General features: G+C 71.6%; 21 protein-coding genes and 1 pseudogene. 11 read left to right on the forward strand and 11 right to left on the reverse strand.

Going from position 1 to position 24,080, the window contains the following annotated elements; genetic code table 11:
* Positions 1 to 105 precede the first annotated feature (105 nt).
* The 5 genes from urtE to urtA form a co-directional block, all read right to left on the reverse strand.
* Positions 106 to 801 (reverse strand): urea ABC transporter ATP-binding subunit UrtE, encoded by a 696-nt coding sequence (urtE, locus tag ABIE45_RS19975; protein WP_091681479.1) that lies wholly within the window; start codon positions 799 to 801, stop codon positions 106 to 108.
* Between the two features lie 2 nt (positions 802 to 803).
* Positions 804 to 1,601, reverse strand: coding sequence for an urea ABC transporter ATP-binding protein UrtD (urtD, locus tag ABIE45_RS19980; protein WP_192709296.1), 798 nt, complete (start codon positions 1,599 to 1,601; stop codon positions 804 to 806).
* Positions 1,598 to 2,752 (reverse strand): urea ABC transporter permease subunit UrtC, encoded by a 1,155-nt coding sequence (gene urtC / locus ABIE45_RS19985; RefSeq protein ID WP_192709295.1) that lies wholly within the window; start codon positions 2,750 to 2,752, stop codon positions 1,598 to 1,600. Before urtC ends, urtD begins: the two co-directional genes overlap by 4 nt.
* Before the next feature lie 5 nt (positions 2,753 to 2,757).
* Complete coding sequence (gene urtB / locus ABIE45_RS19990; protein WP_192709294.1) at positions 2,758 to 4,329, reverse strand: urea ABC transporter permease subunit UrtB; 1,572 nt, start codon at positions 4,327 to 4,329, stop codon at positions 2,758 to 2,760.
* Positions 4,330 to 4,505: 176 nt separating this feature from the next.
* The gene (urtA, locus tag ABIE45_RS19995; RefSeq protein WP_210331847.1) at positions 4,506 to 5,747 is read right to left on the reverse strand and encodes an urea ABC transporter substrate-binding protein; all 1,242 of its coding nucleotides are present in this window, start codon (positions 5,745 to 5,747) and stop codon (positions 4,506 to 4,508) included.
* Positions 5,748 to 6,106: 359 nt separating this feature from the next.
* On the opposite strand from urtA, the gene ABIE45_RS20000 reads away from it, so the two are divergent.
* Positions 6,107 to 6,793 carry a Crp/Fnr family transcriptional regulator gene (locus ABIE45_RS20000; protein ID WP_192709292.1) on the forward strand — a complete coding sequence of 229 codons (687 nt, stop codon included), beginning with the start codon at positions 6,107 to 6,109 and terminating at the stop codon, positions 6,791 to 6,793.
* A gap of 92 nt (positions 6,794 to 6,885) precedes the next feature.
* On the opposite strand, the gene ABIE45_RS20005 is transcribed toward ABIE45_RS20000, so the two are convergent.
* Positions 6,886 to 7,620: an HWE histidine kinase domain-containing protein gene (locus ABIE45_RS20005; protein ID WP_192709291.1), complete on the reverse strand. Its 735-nt coding sequence runs from the start codon at positions 7,618 to 7,620 to the stop codon at positions 6,886 to 6,888.
* 57 nt (positions 7,621 to 7,677) lie between these two features.
* On the reverse strand, positions 7,678 to 8,418 hold the full coding sequence (locus ABIE45_RS20010; protein WP_192709290.1) for a Crp/Fnr family transcriptional regulator: 741 nt from the start codon (positions 8,416 to 8,418) through the stop codon (positions 7,678 to 7,680).
* A gap of 450 nt (positions 8,419 to 8,868) precedes the next feature.
* Between ABIE45_RS20010 and ABIE45_RS20015 the strand changes: the two genes are divergently transcribed.
* The 5 genes and pseudogenes from ABIE45_RS20015 (at position 8,869) to ABIE45_RS20035 (ending at position 14,127) form a co-directional block, all read left to right on the forward strand.
* A complete protein-coding gene (locus ABIE45_RS20015; protein WP_192709289.1) occupies positions 8,869 to 9,786 on the forward strand; it encodes an ABC transporter ATP-binding protein in 918 nt (305 codons plus the stop codon).
* Positions 9,783 to 10,676, forward strand: a complete 894-nt coding sequence (locus tag ABIE45_RS20020; RefSeq protein ID WP_192709288.1) for a branched-chain amino acid ABC transporter permease — start codon at positions 9,783 to 9,785, stop codon at positions 10,674 to 10,676. The genes ABIE45_RS20015 and ABIE45_RS20020 overlap by 4 nt, the downstream gene beginning before the upstream one ends.
* A gap of 6 nt (positions 10,677 to 10,682) precedes the next feature.
* Positions 10,683 to 11,705, forward strand: a pseudogene (locus tag ABIE45_RS20025) (branched-chain amino acid ABC transporter permease); the annotation flags it as partial.
* A 263-nt stretch (positions 11,706 to 11,968) separates the two neighbouring features.
* Positions 11,969 to 13,324 carry an ABC transporter substrate-binding protein gene (locus tag ABIE45_RS20030; protein WP_373622893.1) on the forward strand — a complete coding sequence of 452 codons (1,356 nt, stop codon included), beginning with the start codon at positions 11,969 to 11,971 and terminating at the stop codon, positions 13,322 to 13,324.
* Complete coding sequence (locus ABIE45_RS20035; RefSeq protein WP_192709286.1) at positions 13,321 to 14,127, forward strand: ABC transporter ATP-binding protein; 807 nt, start codon at positions 13,321 to 13,323, stop codon at positions 14,125 to 14,127. The genes ABIE45_RS20030 and ABIE45_RS20035 overlap by 4 nt, the downstream gene beginning before the upstream one ends.
* 31 nt (positions 14,128 to 14,158) lie before the next feature.
* On the opposite strand, the gene ABIE45_RS20040 is transcribed toward ABIE45_RS20035, so the two are convergent.
* The 3 genes from ABIE45_RS20040 to ABIE45_RS20050 form a co-directional block, all read right to left on the reverse strand.
* A complete protein-coding gene (locus ABIE45_RS20040) occupies positions 14,159 to 14,380 on the reverse strand; it encodes a hypothetical protein (protein ID WP_192709285.1) in 222 nt (73 codons plus the stop codon).
* 88 nt (positions 14,381 to 14,468) lie between these two features.
* On the reverse strand, positions 14,469 to 15,701 hold the full coding sequence (locus ABIE45_RS20045; RefSeq protein WP_192709284.1) for a hypothetical protein: 1,233 nt from the start codon (positions 15,699 to 15,701) through the stop codon (positions 14,469 to 14,471).
* Positions 15,702 to 15,741: 40 nt separating this feature from the next.
* Positions 15,742 to 16,020 (reverse strand): hypothetical protein, encoded by a 279-nt coding sequence (locus tag ABIE45_RS20050; RefSeq protein WP_192709283.1) that lies wholly within the window; start codon positions 16,018 to 16,020, stop codon positions 15,742 to 15,744.
* Between the two features lie 537 nt (positions 16,021 to 16,557).
* Here ABIE45_RS20050 and ABIE45_RS20055 point away from each other — a divergent pair.
* The 4 genes from ABIE45_RS20055 to ABIE45_RS20070 all read left to right on the forward strand — a co-directional run bounded on the left by ABIE45_RS20055 (position 16,558) and on the right by ABIE45_RS20070 (position 21,479).
* Positions 16,558 to 16,764, forward strand: coding sequence for a hypothetical protein (locus ABIE45_RS20055; RefSeq protein WP_192709282.1), 207 nt, complete (start codon positions 16,558 to 16,560; stop codon positions 16,762 to 16,764).
* Positions 16,765 to 16,774: 10 nt separating this feature from the next.
* Entirely contained in the window at positions 16,775 to 17,620 is an 846-nt protein-coding gene (cysE, locus tag ABIE45_RS20060; RefSeq protein ID WP_192709281.1) for a serine O-acetyltransferase, read from the forward strand.
* 435 nt (positions 17,621 to 18,055) lie between these two features.
* Positions 18,056 to 19,471: a family 2B encapsulin nanocompartment shell protein gene (locus ABIE45_RS20065; RefSeq protein ID WP_192709280.1), complete on the forward strand. Its 1,416-nt coding sequence runs from the start codon at positions 18,056 to 18,058 to the stop codon at positions 19,469 to 19,471.
* On the forward strand, positions 19,458 to 21,479 hold the full coding sequence (locus ABIE45_RS20070) for a family 2A encapsulin nanocompartment cargo protein cysteine desulfurase (protein WP_192709279.1): 2,022 nt from the start codon (positions 19,458 to 19,460) through the stop codon (positions 21,477 to 21,479). The genes ABIE45_RS20065 and ABIE45_RS20070 overlap by 14 nt, the downstream gene beginning before the upstream one ends.
* 133 nt (positions 21,480 to 21,612) lie before the next feature.
* On the opposite strand, the gene serA is transcribed toward ABIE45_RS20070, so the two are convergent.
* Complete coding sequence (gene serA / locus ABIE45_RS20075; RefSeq protein ID WP_192709278.1) at positions 21,613 to 22,833, reverse strand: phosphoglycerate dehydrogenase; 1,221 nt, start codon at positions 22,831 to 22,833, stop codon at positions 21,613 to 21,615.
* 220 nt (positions 22,834 to 23,053) lie between these two features.
* Between serA and ABIE45_RS20080 the strand changes: the two genes are divergently transcribed.
* Positions 23,054 to 24,073, forward strand: coding sequence for an NAD(P)-dependent alcohol dehydrogenase (locus ABIE45_RS20080; RefSeq protein WP_192709277.1), 1,020 nt, complete (start codon positions 23,054 to 23,056; stop codon positions 24,071 to 24,073).
* The last annotated feature ends 7 nt before the right edge of the window (positions 24,074 to 24,080 follow it).

Genomic DNA, 24,080 nt, shown 5'->3' on the forward strand with positions numbered 1-24,080 from the left:
CGGCGCCTCCGTCGCCCCTATGCGCCTGTGCTGCGGCCGCCCGACGGCGCCGCCGACGCACTCCGCGCAGTCGCGGCGCCTGGCGGCCCTCGCGCGTCGCCGGAGCTAGACGGACATCCACCGCAGCACGTCGGCCTCGACCATCCCGGCCCGGGGCCCGGCCAGCACCACCTGTCCGCGATCCATCACCGCATAGGAATCGCAGAGGTCGCGGGCCCATTCGAAATACTGCTCGACCAGCACAATTCCCATCTCGCCCTTGCCGCGCAGGTAGGTGATCGCCCGGCCGATATCCTTGATGATCGAGGGCTGGATGCCCTCGGTCGGCTCGTCGAGCACGAGGAGCTTCGGCCGGGTCACCAGCGCCCGGCCGATGGCGAGCTGCTGCTGCTGGCCGCCCGAGAGGTCGCCGCCGCGCCGGTGCAGCATGTCCTTGAGCACCGGGAACAGATCGTAGATCTCCCCGGGGATGTGGCGGTCGCGGCGCTTGAGCGGGGCGAAGCCGGTCTCGAGGTTCTCCTTGACGGTGAGCAGCGGGAAGATCTCGCGGCCCTGGGGCACGAAGGCGATCCCGGCCCGGGCCCGGTCGTAGGGGGCGAGCCCCTGGATCGGTCGGCCGTCGAGGCGGATCGCGCCGGAGCGGACCGGCTGCTGGCCGACGATCGCCCGCAGCAGCGAGGTCTTGCCGACGCCGTTGCGGCCCAGAACCGTCGTGACCCGCCCGGCCTCGGCCGTCAGGGAGACGCCGCGGAGCGCCTGCGCGGCGCCGTAATAGAGGTCGATGCCGTCGACGGAGAGCATGGTCATCGTCCCAGATAGACTTCGACCACCCGCGGGTCGGCCGAGACCGCGTCGATCGAGCCCTCGGCCAGCACCGCGCCCTCGTGCAGGCAGGTAACCCGGCAGCCGAGGTCGCGGACGAAGTGCATGTCGTGCTCGACCACCAAGACGGCGTGCTCGCCGGCGATCCGCCGCAGCAGGCGGGCGGTCTCGGCGGTCTCGGCGTCGGTCATGCCGGCCACCGGCTCGTCGACCAGCAGGAGCTTGGGGTCCTGGGCGAGCAGCATGCCGATCTCCAGCCACTGCTTCTGGCCATGGCTCAAGTCGGCCGCCGGGCGGCCCCGGTGGGCCAGCAGGCCGACGGTCTCCAGCAGGGAATCGATCCGCGCGGCCTCAACCCGGTTGCGCCAGCCGAACAGGGACGCGAAGGCCGCGCGCGGACCTTTGAGCGCCAGCAGGATGTTGTCGGCCACCGTGTGGCTCTCGAACACGGTCGGCTTCTGGAACTTGCGGCCGATGCCGAGGTCGGCGATCGCCGGCTCGTCGCTCCTGAGCAGGTCGTGGGTGCCGTCGAACAGGGCGATGCCGCTGTCCGGCCGGGTCTTGCCGGTGATGCAGTCCATCATGGTGGTCTTGCCGGCGCCGTTCGGGCCGATGATCGCCCGCAGCTCGCCGCGGGCCAGCGTCAGCGACAGGCCGCGCAGGGCCTTGTAGCCGTCGAAGGTCACCCGCAGGTCGTCGAGGTAGAGGAGCGCGTCGGTCTCGCGCTTCCGGTTGGCGGGGCCGCGGGCATCCGGTCGTTCGAGGAGGTCGGTGCTCACGAGCCCTGCCCTTCTTCCGCGAGTTTCGGGGCGATGTCGGGCTCCGGCGGCAGCTTGGCGGCGGCGCGCCGGGAGCCGAACCGCTCGATCGCGGTGCCGACGAGGCCGCGCGGCAGGAACAGCGTCACCACCACGAACAGGCCGCCGAGCGCGAACAGCCACGCGTCGGGCATCGCGCCGGTGAGCACGGTCTTGGCGTAGTTGACCAGCACCGCACCGAGGGCCGCGCCGACCAGCGTGCCGCGGCCGCCCACCGCCACCCAGATCACCGTCTCGATGGAATTGGTCGGGGCGAACTCCCCCGGATTGATGATGCCGACCTGCGGCACGTAGAGCGCGCCGGCGACGCCCGCCATCATGGCCGAGACCGTGAAGGCCAGCGTCTTGAAGTGCTCCGGGCGGTAGCCGAGGAAGCGCGTGCGGCTCTCGGCATCGCGCACGGCGATCAGGATCTTTCCGTAGGCCGACACGGTCATGATCCGGGCGATCAGGTAGCCCAAAGCCAGCGCGAGGCCCGTCGCCACGAAGATGCCGACACGGAAATTCTGGGCCTGAACCGAGAGTCCCAAAAAATCCTTGAAGTCGGTCAGCCCGTTGTTGCCGCCGAGCCCCATGTCGTTGCGGAAGAAGGCGAGCATCAGCGCGTAGGTCAGCGCCTGGGTGATGATCGACAGGTAGACGCCCGTGACCCGCGACCGGAAGGCGAGCCAGCCGAACACGAAGGCCAGCAGGCCCGGCACCAGCAGCAGCATCAGGGCCGCGAAGGCGAAGTGGTCGAAGCCGTACCAGTACCAGGGCAACGCCTTGTAGTTCAGGAACACCATAAAGTCGGGCAGGACCGGGTTGCCGTAGACGCCCCGGGAGCCGATCTGGCGCATCAGGTACATGCCCATCGCGTAGCCGCCGAGCGCGAAGAACGCGCCGTGGCCGAGCGAGAGGATGCCGCAATAGCCCCAGACGAGATCGAGGCTGACCGCGAGCAGCGCGTAGGCGAGGTACTTGCCGAACAGCGAGACGAGGTAGGTCGGCAGGTGCAGGCCGGAGCCCTCCGGCACCGCGAGGTTCAGCACCGGCACGGCGAGGCAGAAGGCGGCCAGGACGGCGAGGAAGATCCAGCCCTTCAGGTCGATGAGGGGGGTGCGGGGCGGCATGGGGCTCACGATTCCACCGCCCGGCCCTTGAGCGCGAACAGGCCGCGCGGGCGCTTCTGGATGAACAGGATGATGAAGATCAGGAGGCCGATCTTGGCCAGGACCGCGCCGATATACGGCTCGGCCAGCTTGTTCACGACGCCGAGCGTCAGGGCCGCCACCAGCGTCCCCCAGAGGTTGCCGACGCCGCCGAACACCACCACGAGGAACGAGTCGATGATGTAGCCCTGGCCGAGATTGGGCGAGACGTTGTCGATCTGCGAGAGCGCCACCCCGGCCATCCCCGCGATGCCGGAGCCGAGTCCGAAGGTCAGCGCGTCGACGTAGGGCGTGCGGATGCCCATCGCGGCGGCCATGCGGCGGTTCTGGGTCACCGCCCGGGTCTTCAGGCCGAACGACGTCTTCCGCAGGACGAAGAGCAGCCCGAGGAACACGGCCATCGCGAACACGATGATCCACATCCGACCCCAGGTGATCGACAGGCCGTAGAAATCGAAGGCGCCGCTCATGAAGGCCGGTGCGCCGACCTCGCGGTTGGTCGGGCCGAAGAGCGAACGCACCCCCTGCTGCAGCGCGAGGCTGACCCCGAAGGTGGCGAGCAGCGTCTCCAGGGGCCGCCCGTACAGGAAGCGGATGATGAACCGCTCGATCAGCACGCCGACGAGGCCGGCGACCAGGAATGCGCAGGGGATGCTGATCGCGAGCGACCAGCCGAACAGGGACGGCGCCTGGGTGCGGATCAGCTCCTGCACGCCATAGGTCGTGTAGGCGCCGAGCATCACCATCTCGCCGTGCGCCATGTTGATCACGCCCATCACCCCGAATGTGATGGCGAGCCCGATGGCGGCGAGCAGCAGGACCGAGCCGAGCGAGATGCCGTACCAGACGTTCTGGAGGGCCCCGAGGATCGCGAGCCGCGTCTCGATCGCCGCGATGCCGCGGGCGGCGGCTCCCCGCACCGCCTCGCTCGGATCCGCCGCGAGACCGCGCAGGATGCCCATCGCGTCGCCATCGCCCCGGGCCTGGATGGCGGGAATTGCGGCAATCCGGTCGGGTTCCGCGGTGCCGGACCTGGCGAGCAGCACGGCGGCCCGCGCCTCGGTCAGCGCCTGCCGGACGCCCGGATTGGTCTCGCGGGCCAGCGCCGCGTCGAGGGCCGGCAGCGCCGCCGCATCCCGCGCCTTGAACACCGCGTCGGCGGCGGCGCGGCGCTTGGCCGGGTCGGGGCTAGCGAGGTCGAGCTGCCCGCGGGCGGCCTCGATCGCCCGGCGGACGCGGTTGTTGGCGCGCACCGGCTTGAGGTCGGGGCTGTCGGCGGCCGGGGCGCCGGTCTTCGCATCCACGACGGCGCCGCCCTGCCGGATGAGCAGGGTCTTGTCCGGGCTCACCAGCAGGCGGCCGTCCGACAGGGCCGAGAGGATCGCGTCGGCGCGCGGGGCGCCGGAGGCGGCGAGGCCGGAGACGCCGGCCTCGATCTCGGCATAGCCGTCACCGGCGAGCTGCGCGTAGGGATCCGGCGCCTGGGCGAGGGCCGGGGCGCAGAGCAGCAGGTGGAGGAGGGTGAGGAGACGGAGCATGGCACTTCTGGCGCGGCCGAACTCTCCTCCCCGTTGCGGGGAGGAGCCGGAGGTGGGGTGGTGCAGGATCGAGCGGAGCGGTGCCTTCTGAACCACTCCCACCCCTACCCCTCCCCGCAAGCTTGAGCGCATCCCGGGCAGGCCCGGGATCGCCTGGGGAGGGGACGAGCAGCGCCTCAGGCGCCGCCGCAGGACTTGGTCTTGGTGTTGTAGTTGCCGCACTTGAGCTTGACCCAGTCGGCCTCGAGGTCCTTCGAGCCCTCGAGCTGCTTCGACCACGCCTCGCCGGGGATCAGGCCCTCGGTCTTCCACACCACGTCGAACTGGCCGTTCGCCTCGATCTCGCCGATGAAGACCGGCTTGGTGATGTGGTGGTTCGGCAGCATCTTCGCGGTGCCGCCGGTGAGGTTCTTCTGCTCGATGCCCGGCAGCGCGTCGATCACCTTGTCGGGGTCCGTGGTGCCGGCCTTCTCCACCGCCTTCACCCACATGTTGAAGCCGATATAGTGGGCCTCCATCGGGTCGTTGGTGACGGCCTTCGGGTTCTTCCGGAACGCCTGCCACTTCTTGATGAAGTCCTCGTTCTCCGGCGTCTTGATCGACTCGAAGTAGTTCCAGGCGGCGAGGTGGCCGACCAGCGGCTTGGCGTCGATGCCGGCGAGCTCCTCCTCGCCCACCGAGAAGGCCACGACCGGGATGTCGGTCGCCTTGACGCCCTGGTTGCCGAGCTCCTTGTAGAACGGCACGTTGGCGTCGCCGTTGATGGTCGAGACCACGGCGGTCTTCTTGCCGGCCGAGCCGAACGCCTTGATCTTCGACACTTCGGTCTGCCAGTCCGAGAAGCCGAACGGCGTGTAGTTGATCAGGATGTCCTCGTCCTTGACACCCTTGGACTTGAGGTAGGCTTCAAGGATCTTGTTGGTCGTGCGCGGGTAGACGTAGTCGGTCCCCTCCAGCACCCAGCGCTTGGCGCCGCCGCCATCCTCCGACATCAGGTAATCCACCGCCGGGATCGCCTGCTGGTTCGGGGCGGCGCCGGTGTAGAACACGTTCCGCTCGCTCTCCTCGCCCTCGTACTGGACGGGGTAGAACAGGATGTTGTCGAGCTCCTTGAACACCGGCAGCACCGACTTGCGCGACACGCTGGTCCAGCAGCCGAACACGGCCGCGACCTTGTCCTTGCTGATCAGCTCGCGGGCCTTTTCGGCGAAGAGCGGCCAGTTCGAGGCCGGATCGACCACCACCGGCTCCAGCTTCTTGCCGAGCACGCCGCCCTTGGCGTTCTGCTCGGCGATGAGCATCAGCATCGCGTCCTTGAGGGTGGTCTCGGAGATCGCCATCGTGCCCGAGAGCGAGTGCAGGATGCCGACCTTGATGGTCTCCTGCGCCCGGGCGGCGCCCGCCCCCAGCGTGCTCATCGCGAGCCCGGCAGCCAGCGCGGCGGCTGACGCCCAAGTTCCAAATGCTTTCACGGCGGTGCCCTTCGTCGTCTTCGTTGAGACGCTGCGGCCTCGCAATTCATGTGCCACATATTTAGGCAGTCGCCGCCGCGCGACCGTCTCGCGGGCCGGCAGCTGCCTGTCCCGGCGGCGCCGGAGGCACGAATCCGGAGCCGCGGGCGCCGCGAAACAGGTATCCGGTTGGATCGGCTGGCGAAAACTAATCTACCCCATACTGGCCTTCGGTCTGGTGTGAGACAGTGGCGATCATCCGCCGGATCGTCGGGCGCGGGTGACTGGGAGGTCGCCCGTGCTCCTGCCCGGACCGGGAGCAGCCCATGGCTCAGCCGCAGCAATCTGCCGTCCGCAACCGTCTGCTCGCCGCCCTGGCGCCGGAGGATTTCAGCCGTCTCGCCGCGCAGCTCGAGCCGGTCCCGCTGCCGCTGCACGCGGTGCTGATCGCGCCCCAGCAGCCGATCGCGCAGGCCTACTTCGTCGAGGAGGGGATCGTTTCCCTGGTGGCCGACACATGCGAGGGCCGCATCGAGGTCGGCCTCACCGGACGGGAAGGCTTCATCGGCGTGCCGATCGTGCTCGGCGCGCAGACCACGCCCCAGACGGCGATCGTGCAGGCCAGCGGCGAGGCTTTGCGCATCGCGGCCGGCGCGCTGGAGGATGCCCTCGACGCGAGCGCCAGCCTGCGCCGGGTGCTCGGCCGCTACGTGCAGAGCCTGCTCGTGCAGGTGGGGCAGACCGTCTACGCCAATGCCGACCTGACCGTCGAGGCGCGGCTCGCCCGGTGGATCCTCATGATCCACGACCGCCTGGAGCAGGACGAGCTGCCCCTGACCCACGAAGTGCTCTCGAAGATGCTCGGCGTGCGCCGGCCCACCGTGACGACCGCGACCCACCTGCTCGAAGGCGCCGGCATGATCCGGGCGCGGCGCGGGCGCATCACGGTGGTCGACCGCGAGAAGCTGGAGGATCTGGCGGGCGCCATCTACGGCCCCGCGGGGGGCGCCTAGCGCGCTCCGCCGGAGGAGACGCCGGTTCACTGCGCAGGTGTGCGCGTTCAAGCGCCTCTAGGGACGCGGACGCGTCCCCGTGCGGGCATGCCTCACCGGGCCTCGCTCTCCCAGGCCGTCTCGGGATCCTCCGCCACGCTGTGCCCGACGCGGGCGGTGAGCGGCAGGCGGATCGTGCAGCGCAGCCCGTCCGGCGCGTAGCGCAGCCTCGTCTGCGCGCCGAGATCGTAGGCCAGCATGTCCTCTAGCACGTCCGTGCCGAAGCCCCGCCGGGCCGGTGCCTGCACCCCGCTGCCTCCGGTCTCGGCCCAGTCCAGGGTCAGGACCGGCGGCCCCGGCTCCGCGTCGGCGACCCGCCACGCGGCGGTGACCCGGCCCTGCGGGAGCGCCAGGGTCCCGTGCTCCACCGCGTTGCTCGTCAGCTCATGCAGCGCCAGCGCCAGGACCAGGGCGGCCTTCGGCCGGAGCCGCACCCGCGGCCCGGTGAGCGCGGCCTGCTCGCCCTCGCGCACGAGGTGGAACATCAGCTCGTCGGAGATCAGGGTGTGCAGGTCGGCATCGCCGAACGCGTCCGTGGCGGCCTGCACGCGCATGACGGCCCCGAACCGGCCGTCGAGATGCGCGACATAGGTTTCGACATCCGCGGATTGCTCGGCCGAGCGGTGGATAACCGTCCGCATCATCGCCATCGTGTTGCGCATCCCGTGGCGCAGGCTGTCGGGCACGCCGGCCTCGTCGAGCAGCCGGCGCAAGCGGGTATTGTCGGCCTCCAGAGCGGCGAGGCGCTCCGCCATGTCGCGGGCGGCCAGGTCGCGGGGGTCTGTCATGCAGGGCCTCTCCGGATGTCGTCCAACTGGGCTCAATCGCCGCGACGCGGGCGCGGTTCACGCCTGGCGTGCGACGGGGCGGTTGTTCTCCGCCGTCAGGTGGAGGTAGGCGACGTCGAAATGCGCGAGCCGGGCCAGGGCCGCAGGATTGTGGATGGTCAGGCGACGGCTGCGCAGGGTGATCAGCCCCATGCCGCGCAGCTCCTGCAGCGTCCGGTTGATGTGGACGCTGGTCTGCCCCATCGCGTCGCCGAGGTCGTTCTGCGTGATCGGCATCGGGCAGGTCTGTCCGTCCGCGAGGCCGATGGCGGACAGTCGGGCGTGCAGCTCGCAGAACAGGTGGGCGAGGCGCTCGATGCCGGTGCGGCTGCCGAGGCTGACCGTCCACTCACGCTGGATCGCCGCGGTGGCCAGCGCCTCGCGGTGGAAGGCGAGGTCCAGTTGCGGGCTGCGCGCCACGGCCGCCTGGAGCGCGGGCCCGGAGATCTGGCCGAGGAGCACGGGTGTGATCGCCCCGATCGTGTGGTCCATCTCGTCGAGGAGGAAGATGTGCGGGTCGCACAGATCGCCCGGCAGGAGCAGCGAGACGATCTGGCGGCGCCCGTTGGCGAATTGCCGGTAGCGACAGGCCCAGCCGTCGAGAATGACGTTGACGGCGCGCGGGTCGTCACCCTCGTGGATGATGTCGGTGCGCGCGGCGACCATGCGCTCCGGGCCGATCGATCCGGCCAAGCACAGCCGGTCCGCCTCCGGGAGATGGACGTAGCGTTCCAGTTTGCGCACGAGCGGATTTGACACGACTGGTTCTCCGCATTGGCGTGGGAACAGGGGCCTACATTGAGATACAGCCAGTGAATACTTATACAGATTAGATTATGGTATCGAAAGGGCCGCCGTAGGACGCAGGCTGATCGATCCTCCGCCGGCGCGCTCTGCGGCCGGTCCAAGCCAGCCGGTCCAAACCGGTCGGTCCAAGCCGACAGGCTATGACGCTGCCCCGCGGCCGGGCCGGGCAAGGCGGAAATGATCCCGCGCGCCGGGCTGGCCGCGGGAGAATGTTCGCGCGGTCTGCCGAAATAAGAACGGCTATGCTTTTGACTTGCCGGAAGTCCCGCATCAAAGATTGGCGTGTCAAGACGCTGGCCTGTCAAGCAACGATCGGCCGTCGTCTGGCGTATCGTCTTCTCTAAACAGGCGCCGCCGGGTTCTGCCGACGCGGTCGCCGCGTCCGGGACGGATTTCGAGATCATGCAGCCTGCGCTGCGCCGCGTCCGATCGGGACGGGACAGGAAGGTCGTGCCCCGGCCCGACCACCGACTGGCTGCCCGCGCGGGCAGACAGTCGGCGCCGCGCGGTGCGGCGGATCAGGACCGCCTGAAGCCGGTTCTGTCGGTCGAGGGCCTGTCCCTCGCCTTCGGCGGGACGGTGGCCTTTGCGGAGATTGATCTCGCGGTCGGCGCGGGGGAGATCCACGCGGTGATCGGGCCGAACGGCGCCGGGAAATCCTCGCTGATCAACGCGATCACCGGCCTCTACGCGCCGGGGGCCGGGTGCGTGCGGATCGGAGAGGCTGCCTTCGCCCGGGTCCCGGCGGGGCGGCTCGCCGCGCTCGGCGTCGCCCGGACCTTCCAGAACCTCGCCCTGTTCGCGGGCCTGAGCGTCCGCGACAACGTCCTGTCGGGGCTCGCCGCGGCGCGGCGGGCCGGGCTCTGGGCTCAGATCCTGGGCCTGCCGGCGGCCCGGCGGGAGGCGCGGGCGCACCGCGACGCCGCCGAGACGGTGATCGGCCGCCTCGGCCTCGCCGCCGTGGCCGACCGACCGGCGGGCCGCCTGCCCTACGGGCTCCAGAAGCGGGTCGAACTCGGCCGGGCCCTCGTGGCCCGGCCGAGTCTCCTGCTCCTCGACGAGCCGATGGCCGGCATGACGGCCACCGAGAAGGCCGAGATGTCCGGCTTCATCCAGGCGGCGCGGGAGGATTCCGGGGCCGCGATCGTGCTGATCGAGCACGATATCGGCGTGGTGATGCGCCTCTCCGACCGGGTGACCGTGCTCGACCACGGCCGCCGCATCGCCACCGGCACGCCGGCGGAGGTGCAGGCCGACCCGGCCGTCATCGCCGCCTATCTGGGGCTCGCGGATGCCGATGCGGACGCGGAGACCGCATGAGCCCGGATCTCGCCTTCCTGGTCGAGGTCGTGGTCGGCGGCCTGCTCTCGGGCGTCATGTACGCCCTCGTGGCGATCGGCTTCGTGCTGATCTACAAGACCTCCGGCGTGCTGAACTTCGCGCAGGGCGCGATGGTGCTGTTCGCCGCCCTCACCTTCGTGAGCCTGACCGAGCGCGGCCTGCCCTTCCCGGCGGCACTGGCCGCGACGCTCGCCGTGATGGTGGTGGTCGGGCTCGGCGTGGAGCGCATCGTGCTGCGGCCGCTGGTCAACCAGCCGCCGATCACCCTGTTCATGGCGACTTTGGGGGTCGCCTACGTGATCGAGGGCGCGGCCCAGCTCGCCTGGGGCACCCAGGTCCACGGGCTCGACCTCGGCATCGACGACACGCCGCTCGATCTCGGCGGCGTGCTGGTCAGCCGGTTCGACCTGTTCGCCGCCGCGACCGCCGGCCTGATGGTGGCGCTCCTCTCCGCCTTCTTCCGCTACACCCGCACGGGCCTCGCCTTCCGGGCGGTGGCGGACGATCCGCTGGCCGCCCTCAACACCGGCCTGCGCCTGCCCCGGATCTGGTCGGCGGTCTGGATCGCCGCCGGGATCGTCGCGCTGGTGGCGGGCCTGCTCTGGGGCGCGCGGCTCGGCGTGCAGTTCTCCCTGTCGCTGGTGGTGCTCAAGGCCCTGCCGGTCCTGGTCCTCGGCGGCTTCGACTCGATCGCCGGGGCGATCGTGGCCGGGCTGATCGTCGGCGCGGTGGAGAAGCTGTCGGAGGTCTATCTCGGGCCGGTCATCGGCGGCGGGATCGAGGGCTGGATCGCCTACGTGGCGGCGCTCGGATTCCTGCTGGTGCGGCCCTCGGGCCTGTTCGGCCTGCGCGCCGTCGAGCGGGTCTGAGCCGCCATGGTCGCCCTCTCCCGCGCCGTGCCGCGCCCCCGCCTGTCCGCCGGCGCCCTCGGCCTCGCCGCCCTGCTGGTCGTGGCCTACGGGATCGTGCCGCGCGTCGGCACGAGCTACCTGTTCGAGGCGCTGCTGACGCCGTTCCTGGCGCTGGCGCTGGCCGGCCTCGGGCTCAACCTGCTCACCGGCTATGCCGGGCTGCTCTCGCTGGGCTCGGCCGCCTTCATGGCGGTGGGGGCCTACGCGGCCTTCAACCTGTCGCTGCGCCTGCCCGGCTTGCCCCTGCCGGCGGCGATCCTGCTCGCCGGCCTCGTCTCCGCCCTCGCCGGGCTGGCGGCGGGCCTGCCGGCGCTGCGGCTGCGCGGCTTCTACCTCGCGGTCTCGACGCTCGCCGTGCAGTTCTTCGTCGCCTGGGCGCTGAACCGGATCGGCTGGATCTCCAACGACAGCCCCTCGGGCATCATCACGGCGCCCCGGCTGGTGGTGGCCGGCCTGTCCTTCGACGATCCGCGCGGGCGCTACCTGTTCTCGCTGAGCGCGGTCACGCTGCTGACTTTCCTCGCGTGGCGCCTCGTGAGCGCGCCCACAGGCCGCAACCTCGTGGCGATCCGCGACAACGAGACCGCCGCACGCCTGGTCGGCGTGAAGGTCGCCCGGACCAAGCTCCTGGCCTTCGCGGTCTCGTCCTTCGTGATCGGGATCGCCGGGGTGCTGTGGGCCTTCGCGTATCTGCGCACCGTCGAGCCGGCGGGGTTCAACCTCGACCGCTCCTTCCAGATCCTGTTCATCGTCATCATCGGCGGCCTGGGCACCCTGCGCGGCGCCTTCCTGGGCGCGGGCTTCATCGTGGTGCTGCCCCTGCTGCTCGCCCGCCTCGGCGCGGCGCTCCTCGGCGACGGCTTCGATTCCGGCACCCTGGAGATGGTCCAGCGCATCGTGCTCGGCGCCCTGATCGTCGCCGTGCTGATCCGCGAGCCCGCGGGGCTCGCGGCCCTGCTCGACCGGGCCGTGGCCGCCGTCAGGCGATCCGATCGCCTGCGCCGCCGCACCACCCGGACCCAGTTCGCCGACGGCCAATCGGCTTGCCCCGCGCAACACCCCGTCATCCCGGGGCCGCGCAGCGGAGCCCCGGATCCAGAGCCGCCGACATGCCAAGTCACGGCACCGCCAGTGGTTCTGGATTGCCCGCCTCCGGCGTGCCCCTTCGGGTCCGGGCTCGCCTGCGGCGCCCCGGACTGACGGGGTTGGCACCCGCCTCCCCCTGCCCGACCAACCACAGGACGCCCATGATGCCGAAGATCCGCCTCCGCGCCGCGCTCCTCGCGGGCGCGACCCTCCTCGCCGGTGCCGCGACCGCCGACGAGCAGTATTTCCCGCTCCAGAGCTACCGGGTCGGCCCCTACGCGGCCGGCGGGACCGGCTTCTTCGGGGGCTTCATCGACTACCTGACCCTGATCAACGCCCGCGACGGCGGCGTGAACGGCGTGACGCTCACCTGGAGCGAGGGCGAGACCCAGTACGAGGTCGAGCGCGGCGTCGAGGTCTACGAGCGGCTGAAATCCCGGCCCGGGATCGCCGCCTGGAACCCGCTCTCCGTGGGCATCGCCTACGCGATGATCGATCGGATCACCGCCGACAAGGTGCCGCTGATCACGATCAACCACGGCCGCACCGATTCCACCGACGGCCGGGTCTTTCCTTACGTCTTCCCGCTGCTGCTCAACCCCTACAGCGAGACGAGCGGCATCATCCAGTATCTCGGCACCCGGGCGGGCGGGCTCGACAAGCTGAAGGGCAAGACCGTCGCGGTGCTCTACCACGGCTCGCCCTACGGCAAGGAGACGATCCCGATCTACGCGCAGCTCGCCAAGCGCTACGGCTTCACCGTCGCGCAGATCGAGGTGCCCCATCCCGGCAACGAGCAGCAGTCGCAGTGGCTCACGATCCGGCGCCTGCGGCCCGACTTCGTGGTGCTGCGCGGCTGGGGCGTGATGAACCCGGTGGCCCTGAAGACCGCCCAGAAGACCGGCTTCCCGGCCGACCGCATCGTCGGCAATGTCTGGTCGAACTCGGAGGAGGACGTGATCCCGGCGGGCGAGGCCGCCAAGGGCTACGTCGCGATCACGACCCAGGCCTCGGGCACCGCCTACCCGGTGATCCAGGAGGTCGTCGGCAAGGTCTACGGGGCCGGCAACGGCAACCTCGCCGACCGGAAGCGGATCGGCAGCGTCTACCACAATCTCGGGGTGCTGAACGGCATCCTCAACGTCGAGGCGGTGCGGATCGCGCAAGGCAAGTTCGGCCACCGGACCCTCACGGGCGACGAGGTGCGCTGGGGCTTCGAGCACCTCCGCCTCGACGAGGCCCGGGTGGCGGCGCTGGGCGCCAAGGGTCTGTTCCACTCGATCAACGTCACCTGCGCCAACCACGAGGGCGACGGCCGCGTCACCTTCCAGCAATGGGACGGGGCGAAGTGGAATGTCGTGTCCGATTGGATCGCCCCCGACTGGGCGAGCCTGCGCCCGATCATCGAGGCCTCGTCGACCGCCTACGCCAAGGAGCACGGCCTCACCCCGCGCGACTGCGCGGCGGAGGAGGCCGCCGAGACCAAGGGCGGCCAGCAGGCCGCCGCGGCGGGCCGATGAGCGACGGCGCCGGTCGGCCGCTCCTCGAGGTCGAAGCGCTGGAGGTCGTCTACGGCGGGGCGGTCCACGCCCTGCATGGCGTCGGCCTCGCGGTCCGGGCGGGGGAGATCGCCGCCCTGGTCGGCGCCAACGGCGCCGGCAAGACCACGCTGCTGCGGGCGGCGTCGAACCTGCTGCCGGCCCTGCGCGGGCAGGTCACGGCCGGGCGCCTCGCCTTCGACGGACGGGACGTGACGCGGACCCGGACCGATGCCCTCGTCCGCGCCGGGCTCGTGGGCGTGCTGGAGGGGCGCCACTGCTTCCGGGGCTTGAGCGTCCGGGACAATCTCGTCGCGGGCGGCCTCGGGCGCGGCTCGAGCCGCGGGGCCGTGCGCGCCGACCTGGAGCGGGTCTACGGCCTGTTCCCCGCTCTCGCCGCCAAGCGGGACGTCGCCGCGGGCCTGCTCTCGGGCGGCGAGCAGCAGATGGCGGCGATCGGCCGGGCGCTGATGGGCCGGCCCCGGCTGCTCGTCCTCGACGAGCCCTCCATGGGGCTCGCGCCCAAGGTGGTGGAGGCGATCTACCGGGTGCTCACCGGCCTGAACCGGACGGAGGGCCTGACCCTGCTGGTGGCCGAGCAGAATGTCCGCCTCGCCCTGCGCCACGCCCACCACGCCGTGGTGCTGGAGAACGGACGCAGCGCGCTCGCCGGCAGCGCGGCGGCCCTGCGGGCGCGGGACGACGTCCAGGCCCTGTATCTCGGCGGCGCCGCGCGCCCCGCCTCCGACCGGTCGCCCGGTTCGCGCGTCCCCGCGCCGGCCTGACGACCGCGCCGGGCGACGCGGGACGGCGCCGTCAGCTCTCCCGGTCGGCCCGGCGCAGGGACCAGAGCAGGGTCCCGTTCGCATCGACCAGCCAGAGGGCGTTGACCGCCTCGTCGTCGACCGTGACCGAGCGGCTGTTGGCCAGCCGCACCGCCTCCTTGGCGTCGACCGCCGTGAGCACCTCGTCGACGATCGGCGCGCCGATCTCCCCGTCCTCGCCACGAGCCGCCCCGCGCAGGCGATAATCCGGCATCCGTCCTCCCTCCCGACCGGTCGGCGCCCTGCCGTGGCCCGACCGACGGTGCGAAGATAGGCGCCGGCGCCGCGTGTCGAGGGGGGCGCTACGGCGCAGCGCCGTTGGCGAGCGTCTGCTGCGGCTCGGCCAGGAACAGGGACCGGAGCGCCGCCGCCGATTGGCGGGGCGGCAGCGCGAGGGCGTGCGTCGCGCCGGCGATCCGCCCGGCGCAATTCTCCGATCGGAGCGGGCTCGGGATCGGGGCGCCCGCCACGGGATCGGACGGGTCCCTCCGGCCCGGCTGCGCCCCGCGCGTCCGCGCGAGGAGCGGGGCCAGCCCGAACGCGCCGGGCCTCTCGGCGCGGAGCCGCGCGTCGAGCGCCACCAAGTCGCCGGCGGCCAGAGCCCCGCAGGCGGACGCGTCCCGCGGCTCGGCGGCCCGCATCATCGCCAGGACCCGGCGCCCCAGCGCCCGGACGACGCCGTCATCGGCCGCCCGGAAGCGCCGCCGCAGATAGGCGGCCGCCAGCCGTTTCAGGCCCGCCGCCGCCTCCGCCTCCGGCCGTCCCGCCGCGTAGCCGTCCCGGTACCACCGGGCGATCGGATCGAGCCCCGCCGCCTCGCCCTGCCGCAGGATCGGCAGGGCGCGCAGGATCGCGGCCCGAGCCCCGGCCTCGCTCGGATCCGCGTCGAGGGTGGAATCGGGGAAGCGGTCCGGTCCGACGATCTCGGTGACGATGCCGGCCGCGCGCAACTCCTCCGCCTCCGGGATCCAGATCCCGGCCGGGGGCACCGCCAGGGCCCGCGCCACGAAGGCGGCCGGCAGGCCGGCGGCGCGATAGGCCGCCCGCTCCGGCGCGGAATCCACCGGGCGCATCCGGCCGTGCGCGCCGAGCTCGTAGGGCGCGTGGAAGCCGAGCCGTCCTCCGGTCGCGAGGGCGCGGGTCCGGCCGCGGACGAAGATCAGCGTGCAGGCTGACGCGCAGGCATCGGGCACGTAGGTGGACAGCCCCCGCGCCGCCACGAGCGCCCCGATCGCCGCCCCCTCCTCCACCAGGCCACCGTCGCTGGTGAGGTGGATGCGCCCGATCTGCGGCTGCGCGGCGAGGATCCCCGCGACCCGCGCGGCGACGCCCTCGGTGAGGTCGCCCGCGAGCCGCAGGTCCCGGCCGCCCGGGCCGATCGTGAGCCGGGCCGGGATGTCCGGCCCGCCCGCCGCAGAGGCGCGGCCCTTCGGAAGGTGCCCGGCGGCGGTCGGGCCCGCGGTGCCGAGCGCCAGGGCAAGCGCGCAGGCAGCCGTTCCCGTCCGGCGCTTCCACCCGCGGGGGAAGACCGACATGGCAGGTTTCCAGTCCAGGTGATCGGGGCGGCGGGCGCGGCTACTGGAGGTAGGCGACGAACATCTCGGAGACGGTCCGGGACGCGTAGGCTTCCGGGCTCTCGCCCCAGCGGACCGGGAAGGCCTCGGCCACCCGCCGGCCGGCGAGGATCCGGGCCACCTCGTCGGGCATCAGCCCGTCGTCGAGGGCGCTCGCCAGGGCGGCGCGTTCATGGGAGGGGTGGGAGCGGACGCTCCGGGACAGGGCTCGGCCGAGGGACGCGGCCGTTTCGGCGCTCAGGTCAGGTTGGGTGTTCCGGGCCGTCTCATAGGTCAGCATCGCTGGTCGCCTCTCGTGACTGATGTCGTGCGGTCTCCTTCTCCTGGGCGCGGCAACACGGCAGACACGGCACAGTCATCAGGGCGATCCGATCTTTGCTGGCGCTCACGGCAAACCTCATCCGGCTCTGCATCGACTGTCCGTCGATCCCTTCAATCTAGGGGCCGGGCTCGAGAATGTGCTGCCAAATTGGCGATGACTTGCAGCGCAGGTTGTTCGTCGAAGGCGCATCCCGGAGCAGAAGGTGAGGTCTGGCGCGGGAGCGGCCGCCGCGGCTGCGTGCGATCACGCGCCCCGCACCGGCGGACACGTCCCTGCGCGCGGGACTTGCCAAATGCGGTCCGATCCATAAATATCGTTCCGTTACAACGGCTTAGCGAAAAATGATGCTCCCGTTCCGGCCCTGTGCGACCGAAACGTTCTCCGCCGCCCGGGGCATCCGAAAACGACTTTTCGCGACCGGGCCGATCGCAGGTCCGGCGACGACCGCCGCAGAATCGGGCCGCCGCGCGCGGCCAATCCAGGGGGACCGGCCGGATGGCCTCAGCGACGATGATGCAGGGCGACGCGGTCGTGTTCGCGCGGCCGGACCTCGCCGAGATCCTGGGCATCTGGCGTCACGCCCGGGGCCGGGTGGTGGGCATCCACCGCGCGGGCGACGCACCGGCCACGGTGGACGTGGAGTTCCAGGGGTACGCCATCCTGGAGCGCTACCTGCCCGACCTGTTCCGGCCCGTGCCGTGATCGTTCTGCGATGACCGCCCTGGCTTCGACCCAGCCGCCCCTGCGCGCCACGAGCCGCAGCACCACGGAATCCGAGGTCTGGGCGGCCCTGCGCGCCGAGGCCGAGGCGGCCCTGATCGAGGAGCCGCTCTATGCCGGGATCATCCAGGCGACGATCCTCGACCAGCGCTCGCTGGCCCAGGCCCTCGCCTACCGCCTCGCCCACCGGCTCGGGGACGGCGACCTGGCCCGGCTGTCGATGCGCGACCTGTGCCTGTCGGCCTTCGAGGCCGACCCGCAGGCCGGCGCCCACGCGGTGCGCGACCTCGTGGCGATCCGCGAGCGCGACCCGACCTGCCGCCGCTACCTCGACCCGTTCCTGTTCTACAAGGGTCTGGCGGCGCTGGAGGCCTACCGGGTCGGTCACTGGCTCTGGCACCAGGGCCGGGCGACCCTGGCGCTGCACGTCCAGAGCCGGATCTCCGAGGTTTTCGGCTGCGACATCCACCCGGCGGCCCGGATCGGCTCCGGCGTGTTCATCGACCACGCCACCGGGGTGGTGATCGGCGAGACCACGGTGATCGCCGACGACGTCTCGATCCTCCAGTCGGTGACGCTCGGCGGCAACGGCAAGGAGAGCGGCGACCGGCATCCCAAGATCGAGCGCGGGGTGCTGCTCAGCGTCGGCGCCAAGGTGCTGGGCAACATCCGGGTCGGCGCGGGCGCCAAGGTCGCGGCCGCCGCGGTGGTGCTGCAGGACGTGCCGCCCCACACGACCGTGGCGGGCGTGCCGGCCCGGGTCGTCTCGCGCCTGCCCGTGGACGAGGAGCCGGCACTCAGCATGGACCAGTCCTTCGGCTACGGGGACGGGATCTGAGACGCGCCGAGAAATTCTTCTCTTGAAACAAAGCCGTCCGGCCGCCGCCGCGCACGCTCACCCGACAAAATTAAATTCTCGGAACTCGCGTCCGGACGAATGTGATGTCCTATGCGCTGTGCATGCCAGAGGACCGCCTTCCAGGTTTCAGATCAAAATGGGTAAATCATTTCGTTGACCCCCGGCCGAATCAGACTTTATCCAGGCTCTGACGGAGACGGGATGCATTGAGGCCGGATGAGCGGCGAAGAAATGTGATCCGAACGCCGGAAAACACCTGACTCATCTATCGACGATGCGGCTTCGACGGGCCGTTCTCGTCATCAATTCTTGATCGTGACGTTTTACGACCGCCCTGCACAGGCTGCGGGGCGAAAAGCCGCCGAGCGGATCGATGCGGCGCGCCTGCAACCCTGACTGGAGTGAGGACGAACGATGAGCGGACCGGGTCTGAGCGTGAGCGCCACGGCGGCACGCAATCTTGCGACGGCGACCGTCACCTCGGTCCAGAACGCGGCCAACACGCCGCGCTGGCTGCTGCGGCTCCTGCCCTTCGTGGACCTGGCGGGCGGGGTCTACCGCGTCAACCGCCGCGCCGTCGTGCTGGCCAAGCCCGGCCGGATCGATCTCGCCGCCGAGGACAAGGGCGACGGCAAGGGAGATGGTAAGAACCGGGTGATCCGTCCCGCCTCGCTGCGCGCCGTGCCGCTGTTCAGCCGGCTCGGCGATTCCGAGCTCGCCGCGCTGGCGGCCAAGTTCACCGAGAGCCGGCACCAGGCCGGCGCGGTGATCCACGAGGAGGGTTCCGCGGGCCGCAGCCTCACGGTCGTGGCCGACGGCACGGTCGAGCTGACCCTGTCGGGCCCCTACAAGGGCCGCCTGCGCCAGGGCCTGGCCACGAAGGGCGATTATTTCGGCGATGCCGGTCTCGCCGGTGAGCGCGCCCCCGCCCCGGCCGTGAAGGCCCTGTCGGCCGTGACCCTCCTGACCCTCGACGCCGCGGCGGTGCAGAGCGAGGAGATCCGCGCCAAGATCGCGCAGTACCGCGAGGAGCGCGACCGCCTCAAAGGGCACACCAATTCCTACGGCGAGCAGGGCATCGAGCTGCTGGCGGTCCATGCCGGCGAGCCGCGCCTGCCCACGACCTTCGTCGATTACGAGGTCGATCCGCGCGAGTACCACCTCTCGACCATCCAGACGATCCTCAACACCCACACGCGGGTCACCGATCTCTACTCCAACGAGATCGACCAGCTCCGCGAGCAGATCCGCCTCACGGTCGATGCCGTGAAGGAGCGCGAGGAGTGGGAGCTCCTGAACAATTCGCAGTTCGGCCTGCTCCACGAGGTCGGCCCGCGCCAGCGCATCCCCACCCGCGGCGGCCCGCCCACCCCGGACGACCTCGACGAGCTGCTGACGCTGGTCTGGAAGAAGCCCGCCTTCTTCGTGGCCCATCCCCGCGCCATCGCGGCCTTCGGCCGGGAGGCGACCCGCCGCGGCGTGCCGCCGGTCGTCGTCCACCTGTTCGGCGCGCCGTTCATCACCTGGCGCGGCGTGCCGCTGGTGCCGAGCGACAAGCTGCCGATCGACATCGACCCGGTGACCGGGGCCGAGACCACCTCGATCCTGCTGCTGCGGGTCGGCGAGGGCGAGCAGGGCGTGGTCGGCCTGCAGAAGTCCGGCGTGACCGGCGAGATCGAGCCCGGCCTGTCGGTGCGCTACATGGGCACCAACGACCACTCGATCGCCTCGCACCTCGTGACCCGCTACTTCTCGGCCGCCGTGCTGGTCGAGGACGCGATCGCCCGCCTCGATAACGTGCTGCTGGGCAATTACCATGACTACGCCTGAGGCCTTCGCCCTCGGGCTGCCCGGGGCGAGCCCGGGCGATCTGGCGCCGTCCGACCGTCTCCACGCGGATCTCGTCGGGCGCCTCGCCCGGGAGATCGTCGGGCAGGGGCAGACCGCGAGCCAGCCCTTCGCCCCGTCGATCCCCGCCAGCCCCCAGGTCCGGCAGGCTCTCGAGAGCCTGCCCCAAGGCCCGGGCGGCGCGCCGCTGCCGAGCGCGTCCCTGGGCGTGCCCTCGGCGCCTGCCGGCGGCCAGCCCGCCGGCCTGCAGCCCGACGCGTCGGCGCTGGCGGCGCGCTCCTTCGGGGCGCCGACGGTCGGCCTGCCGGGCCTCTCCGGGCCGACCCTGCCGAATCTCGCACCCGCGAGCCCGGCCTTCGCGGAAAGGGCTGTGATCCCGGCGGCGATCCCGCCGGTCCACCCGGCGAGCCCGCGCCCCGTGCTGCCGGACTTCGCCTTCGCCGGCGCCCCGGCGCTGGCGGCCGCCCTCCCCGGCGGTCCGGAGCTGCACCGGCAGATCGCCGCGGACCACCCGCGCGCCAACGCCTTCGCGCACGCCCTCGCCCCGCAGCTCGTGCCGGCCGACCCGTCGCAGGCCGGGCGCGATGCGGCGCAGGAGCGCTCCGCCCGGACCGGCCGGCTGTCCCGGGCGCCCGAGGCGCCGCCCTCCGACTACTACTTCCTGAACCTCGGCCCCGGGCCGGCCCGCAGGGTGCCGGCGAGCCCGCGGGTCGAACCGGCCCGCGACCCGGGCCCGGCGCCGCGGGTGACGTCGCACGGGTCGAGCCCGGTGGCGGCGCCCTTCGACGTGGAGCATGTCCGCCGGGATTTCCCGGCCCTGCACCAGAGCGTCAACGGCCACCCGCTGGTCTGGCTCGACAACGCCGCCACCACCCACAAGCCGCAAGCCGTGATCGACGCGACCGCGGAATTCTACGGGCGGCACAACTCGAACATCCACCGGGCCGCCCACACCCTGGCGGCACGCTCCACCGACCTGTTCGAGGGCGGCCGCGAGGCGGTGCGCCGCTTCCTCAACGCCCCGTCGAAGGACGACATCGTCTTCCTGCGCGGCACCACGGAGGCGATCAACCTCGTCGCCAATTCCTACGGCCGGGCCCATATCGGCCCGGGCGACGAGATCATCGTCTCGACCATCGAGCACCACGCCAACATCGTGCCCTGGCAGCTGCTGGCGCAGCAGACCGGGGCGACGCTCCGGGTGATCCCGGTCAACGACCGGGGCGAGATCATCTTCGAGCAGTACGCGGCGCTGCTGTCGGGCCGCACGAAGATCGTCTCGGTGACGCAGGTGGCCAACGCGCTCGGCACCGTGAACCCGGTGCGGGAGATCATCCAGCTCGCCCACGCCTACGGAGTGCCGGTGCTGGTCGACGCGGCGCAATCCTCGCCGCACATGCCGCTGGACGTCCAAGCCCTCGACGCCGACTTCCTGGTCTTCTCCGGCCACAAGGTGTTCGGGCCGACGGGCATCGGCGCGCTCTACGGCAAGACCCACCTGCTCGAGGCGATGCCGCCCTGGCAGGGCGGCGGCCACATGATCGAGGACGTCACCTTCGCGAAGACCGTCTACAAGGGCGCGCCCGAGAAGTTCGAGGCGGGCACGCCCGACATCGCCGGGGCGGTCGGTCTCGGAGCGGCGCTCGACTACCTCGCGGGCCTCGGCTTGCCGGCGATCGCCGCCTACGAGCACGACCTCCTGGCGTATGCGCAGGGCGGCCTTGCCGACGTGAAGGGCCTGCGCCTGATCGGTACCGCCCGGGAGAAGGCGAGCGTGATGTCCTTCGTGATCGAGGGGCAGGAGAACGAGGCGGTGGCCCACCACCTCGACGCGCACGGCATCGCGGTGCGCTCGGGCCACCACTGCGCCCTGCCGGCCCTGCGCCGGTTCGGGGTCGACCAGTCGGTGCGGGCCTCGCTCGCCTTCTACAACACCCGCGCGGATGTCGACGCCTTCCTAAGGGCGCTGCACACCCTGCCGCGGCATTGAGCCGGCGCCCTGTTGCGGGATCCCCAAGGGCATGCCCTTGGGCGGGGTATCGGGGCGGAGCCCTGATGCTGTGTCTCGGCAGGGCTTCGTCCTGCACCCGCAGCAGGTCCCGGACCTTTCGAATCCGGGCTCTTCACCCCGCCGGCCGGAGATGCCCCGTCCGGACCGTGCCGTCGATGGCCCGCAGCGCGCGGTGCACCGCCTCCGCCTCGTCCGGCCGCACCGAGGCATCGACCACGACGTAGCCGAACTCGCCGTCCGTCTGGAGGTACTGCGCGTCGATGTTGAGCGCGCGGCCCGAGAAGATCGCGTTGATCTGCCCGAGCACGCCGGGCACGTTCCGGTGCACGTGCAGGAAGCGCGCGCCGGACAGGCGCGGCGGCAGCTGCACCTGCGGGAAGTTCACCGCGCCCAGCGTCGATCCGGTCTGGACGTAGTCGACCAGCTTGCGGGCCACCTCCGCGCCGATGCGGTCCTGGGCTTCCTCCGTCGAACCGCCGACATGCGGGGTGAGGATGACGTTCGCGAGGCCCTGCAGGGGCGACACGAAGCGCTCCGCGTTGGAGGTGGGCTCCACCGGGAAGACGTCGATCGCGGCCCCGGCGAGATGCCCGTCGCGCAGGGCCGAGGCCAGCGCGTCCAGGTCCACGACGGTGCCGCGGCTGTTGTTGATCAGGTAAGCCCCGGGCTTCATCGCGCGGATCCGGTCCGCGCTCATGAGCCCGTGGGTCAGCGGCGTCTCCGGGACGTGCAGGCTGACGACGTCGCTGGCGGCGAGCAGCGCCTCGAAGCTCTCGGCCGGCTCGGTGTTGCCGTGACGGAGCTTGTCGGTCAGGTCGTAGAAGATCACGCGCATGCCCATCGCCTCGGCGAGGTTCGAGAGCTGCGCGCCGATATTCCCGTAGCCGACGATCCCGAGGGTCTTGCCGCGCACCTCGAAGGCACCGGTGGCCGACTTGTCCCAGCCGCCGGCATGGGCGGATTCCGAGCGTGGCAGGATGCGCCGGAGCAGCATCACGATCTCGCCGATCGTGAGTTCGGCGACGCTGCGCGTGTTCGAGAACGGCGCGTTGAAGACCGGCAGGCCGCGGGCGCGCGCCGTCTCGAGGTCGACTTGGTTGGTCCCGACGCTGAAGCACCCGACGGCGGTCAGGTCGGGCAGCGCGTCGAGCAGCGCGGCGGTGACTTTCGTGCGCGAGCGGATGCCCAGGACGGTGGCGCCGGCAAGATCACCGGCATCCCCGGGGCCGACGGCCCGAGGCCATTGCCGGATGTCGCCGATCCCGGCCTGCGTGAAGACCTTGGACGCTGTCGGCGCTATGCTTTCGGTCAGAACGACGCGCTCGGTCAACACGGTCTGTCCTCCTTCGACGGACGGAATCTGACCTATGACCTTGCCGGTGCCGCAGCGCAGCGGCAAGGGCGCGCGGCGCATGCGCGCCCATCCGGGCCGGAACGTCCGCCGCGGGCTACGGGCTCGGGCTGACCGAGGCCGCCCGGCCCCTCGACGTCGGCCGCGCCGCCTGCCAGGGTCCGCCTCCCGGCGGCGGAGGCCGCGGAGCGACAGGTGCGTCATGACCGGATCGACAGCCCGGGCCGTCATCGTCCAGCCGGGCGGCGGCTTCGAACGCGTGACCTTCGGGGAGCGGCCGGTAGCGGAGCCGGGGCCCGGCGCGATCACCGTCCGCCTGCGGGCGAGCTCCCTCAACTACCACGACTACGCCGTGGTCAGCGGGATGTGGGGCCCGAGCGAGCCGCGCATCCCGATGTCCGACGGGGCCGGCGCGGTCGAGGCCGTGGGGCCGGGCGTGACCGAATTCACCGTGGGCGATCGGGTGGTCAGCACCTTCTTCCCGACCTGGCTCGAGGGCACGCCGCTGGTCGAGGGCTTCGCCACCGTTCCGGGCGACGGGGTCGACGGCTACGCCCGCGAGCGGGTGACCGCACCGGCCACCGCCTTCACCCGCGCCCCCCGGGGCTGGGATCACGCCGAGGCGGCGACGCTGACCACCGCCGGCCTGACCGCGTGGCGGGCGCTGCACGCCGATGCCGGCCTGAAGAGCGGCGACGTCGTGCTGGTGCAGGGCACCGGCGGCGTATCGCTGTTCGGCCTGCAATTCGCCAAGGCGGCCGGCGCCACGGTGATCGCCACCTCCTCCAGCGACGCCAAGCTGGAGCGCCTGCGCGCGCTCGGCGCCGACCACGTCATCAACTACCGCGCCGACCCGGCCTGGGGCGAGTCCGCCCGGCGCCTGACGGACGGGCGCGGCGTCGATCACGTCCTCGACGTCGGCGGGCCGGCGACGCTGGAACAGTCCATGGCCGCCGTCCGGGTCGCCGGCCACATCTCGGTGATCGGCATCCTGACGGGCGTGGCGGGCGAGCTACCGCTGGTCCCGGCGCTTCTGAAGCAGATCCGCCTGCAGGGCGTGCTGGTCGGAAGCCGCCGCCACCAGATCGAGATGGTCCGTGGGATCGAGGCCTGCGGGCTGCGGCCGGTGGTCGACAGTCGCTATCCGCTCGACGAGCTCGTCGCGGCGTTCCGCCACCAGGAGAGCAACCGCCACTTCGGCAAGATCTGCGTCGAGATCTGAGCGGCCC

Origin of the sequence: Methylobacterium sp. OAE515 (genome assembly GCF_041806315.1) — a bacterium.
Lineage (GTDB): Bacteria > Pseudomonadota > Alphaproteobacteria > Rhizobiales > Beijerinckiaceae > Methylobacterium > Methylobacterium tardum.

Bases quoted from the DNA above. Each gene is read 5' to 3' on its own strand.
- urtE (WP_091681479.1), bottom strand. From the start codon at position 801: ATGCTCTCCGTCGACGGCATCGACCTCTATTACGGCGCCGCGCAGGCG.
- ABIE45_RS20080 (WP_192709277.1), top strand. From the start codon at position 23,054: ATGACCGGATCGACAGCCCGGGCCGTCATCGTCCAGCCGGGCGGCGGC.
- ABIE45_RS20015 (WP_192709289.1), top strand. From the start codon at position 8,869: ATGCAGCCTGCGCTGCGCCGCGTCCGATCGGGACGGGACAGGAAGGTC.
- ABIE45_RS20070 (WP_192709279.1), top strand. From the start codon at position 19,458: ATGACTACGCCTGAGGCCTTCGCCCTCGGGCTGCCCGGGGCGAGCCCG.
- urtA (WP_210331847.1), bottom strand. From the start codon at position 5,747: ATGAGCACGCTGGGGGCGGGCGCCGCCCGGGCGCAGGAGACCATCAAG.
- ABIE45_RS20065 (WP_192709280.1), top strand. From the start codon at position 18,056: ATGAGCGGACCGGGTCTGAGCGTGAGCGCCACGGCGGCACGCAATCTT.
- cysE (WP_192709281.1), top strand. From the start codon at position 16,775: ATGACCGCCCTGGCTTCGACCCAGCCGCCCCTGCGCGCCACGAGCCGC.
- ABIE45_RS20020 (WP_192709288.1), top strand. From the start codon at position 9,783: ATGAGCCCGGATCTCGCCTTCCTGGTCGAGGTCGTGGTCGGCGGCCTG.
- ABIE45_RS20000 (WP_192709292.1), top strand. From the start codon at position 6,107: ATGGCTCAGCCGCAGCAATCTGCCGTCCGCAACCGTCTGCTCGCCGCC.
- ABIE45_RS20055 (WP_192709282.1), top strand. From the start codon at position 16,558: ATGGCCTCAGCGACGATGATGCAGGGCGACGCGGTCGTGTTCGCGCGG.
- ABIE45_RS20035 (WP_192709286.1), top strand. From the start codon at position 13,321: ATGAGCGACGGCGCCGGTCGGCCGCTCCTCGAGGTCGAAGCGCTGGAG.
- ABIE45_RS20040 (WP_192709285.1), bottom strand. From the start codon at position 14,380: ATGCCGGATTATCGCCTGCGCGGGGCGGCTCGTGGCGAGGACGGGGAG.
- ABIE45_RS20045 (WP_192709284.1), bottom strand. From the start codon at position 15,701: ATGTCGGTCTTCCCCCGCGGGTGGAAGCGCCGGACGGGAACGGCTGCC.
- urtB (WP_192709294.1), bottom strand. From the start codon at position 4,329: ATGCTCCGTCTCCTCACCCTCCTCCACCTGCTGCTCTGCGCCCCGGCC.
- ABIE45_RS20030 (WP_373622893.1), top strand. From the start codon at position 11,969: ATGCCGAAGATCCGCCTCCGCGCCGCGCTCCTCGCGGGCGCGACCCTC.
- urtC (WP_192709295.1), bottom strand. From the start codon at position 2,752: ATGCCGCCCCGCACCCCCCTCATCGACCTGAAGGGCTGGATCTTCCTC.
- ABIE45_RS20050 (WP_192709283.1), bottom strand. From the start codon at position 16,020: ATGCTGACCTATGAGACGGCCCGGAACACCCAACCTGACCTGAGCGCC.
- ABIE45_RS20005 (WP_192709291.1), bottom strand. From the start codon at position 7,620: ATGACAGACCCCCGCGACCTGGCCGCCCGCGACATGGCGGAGCGCCTC.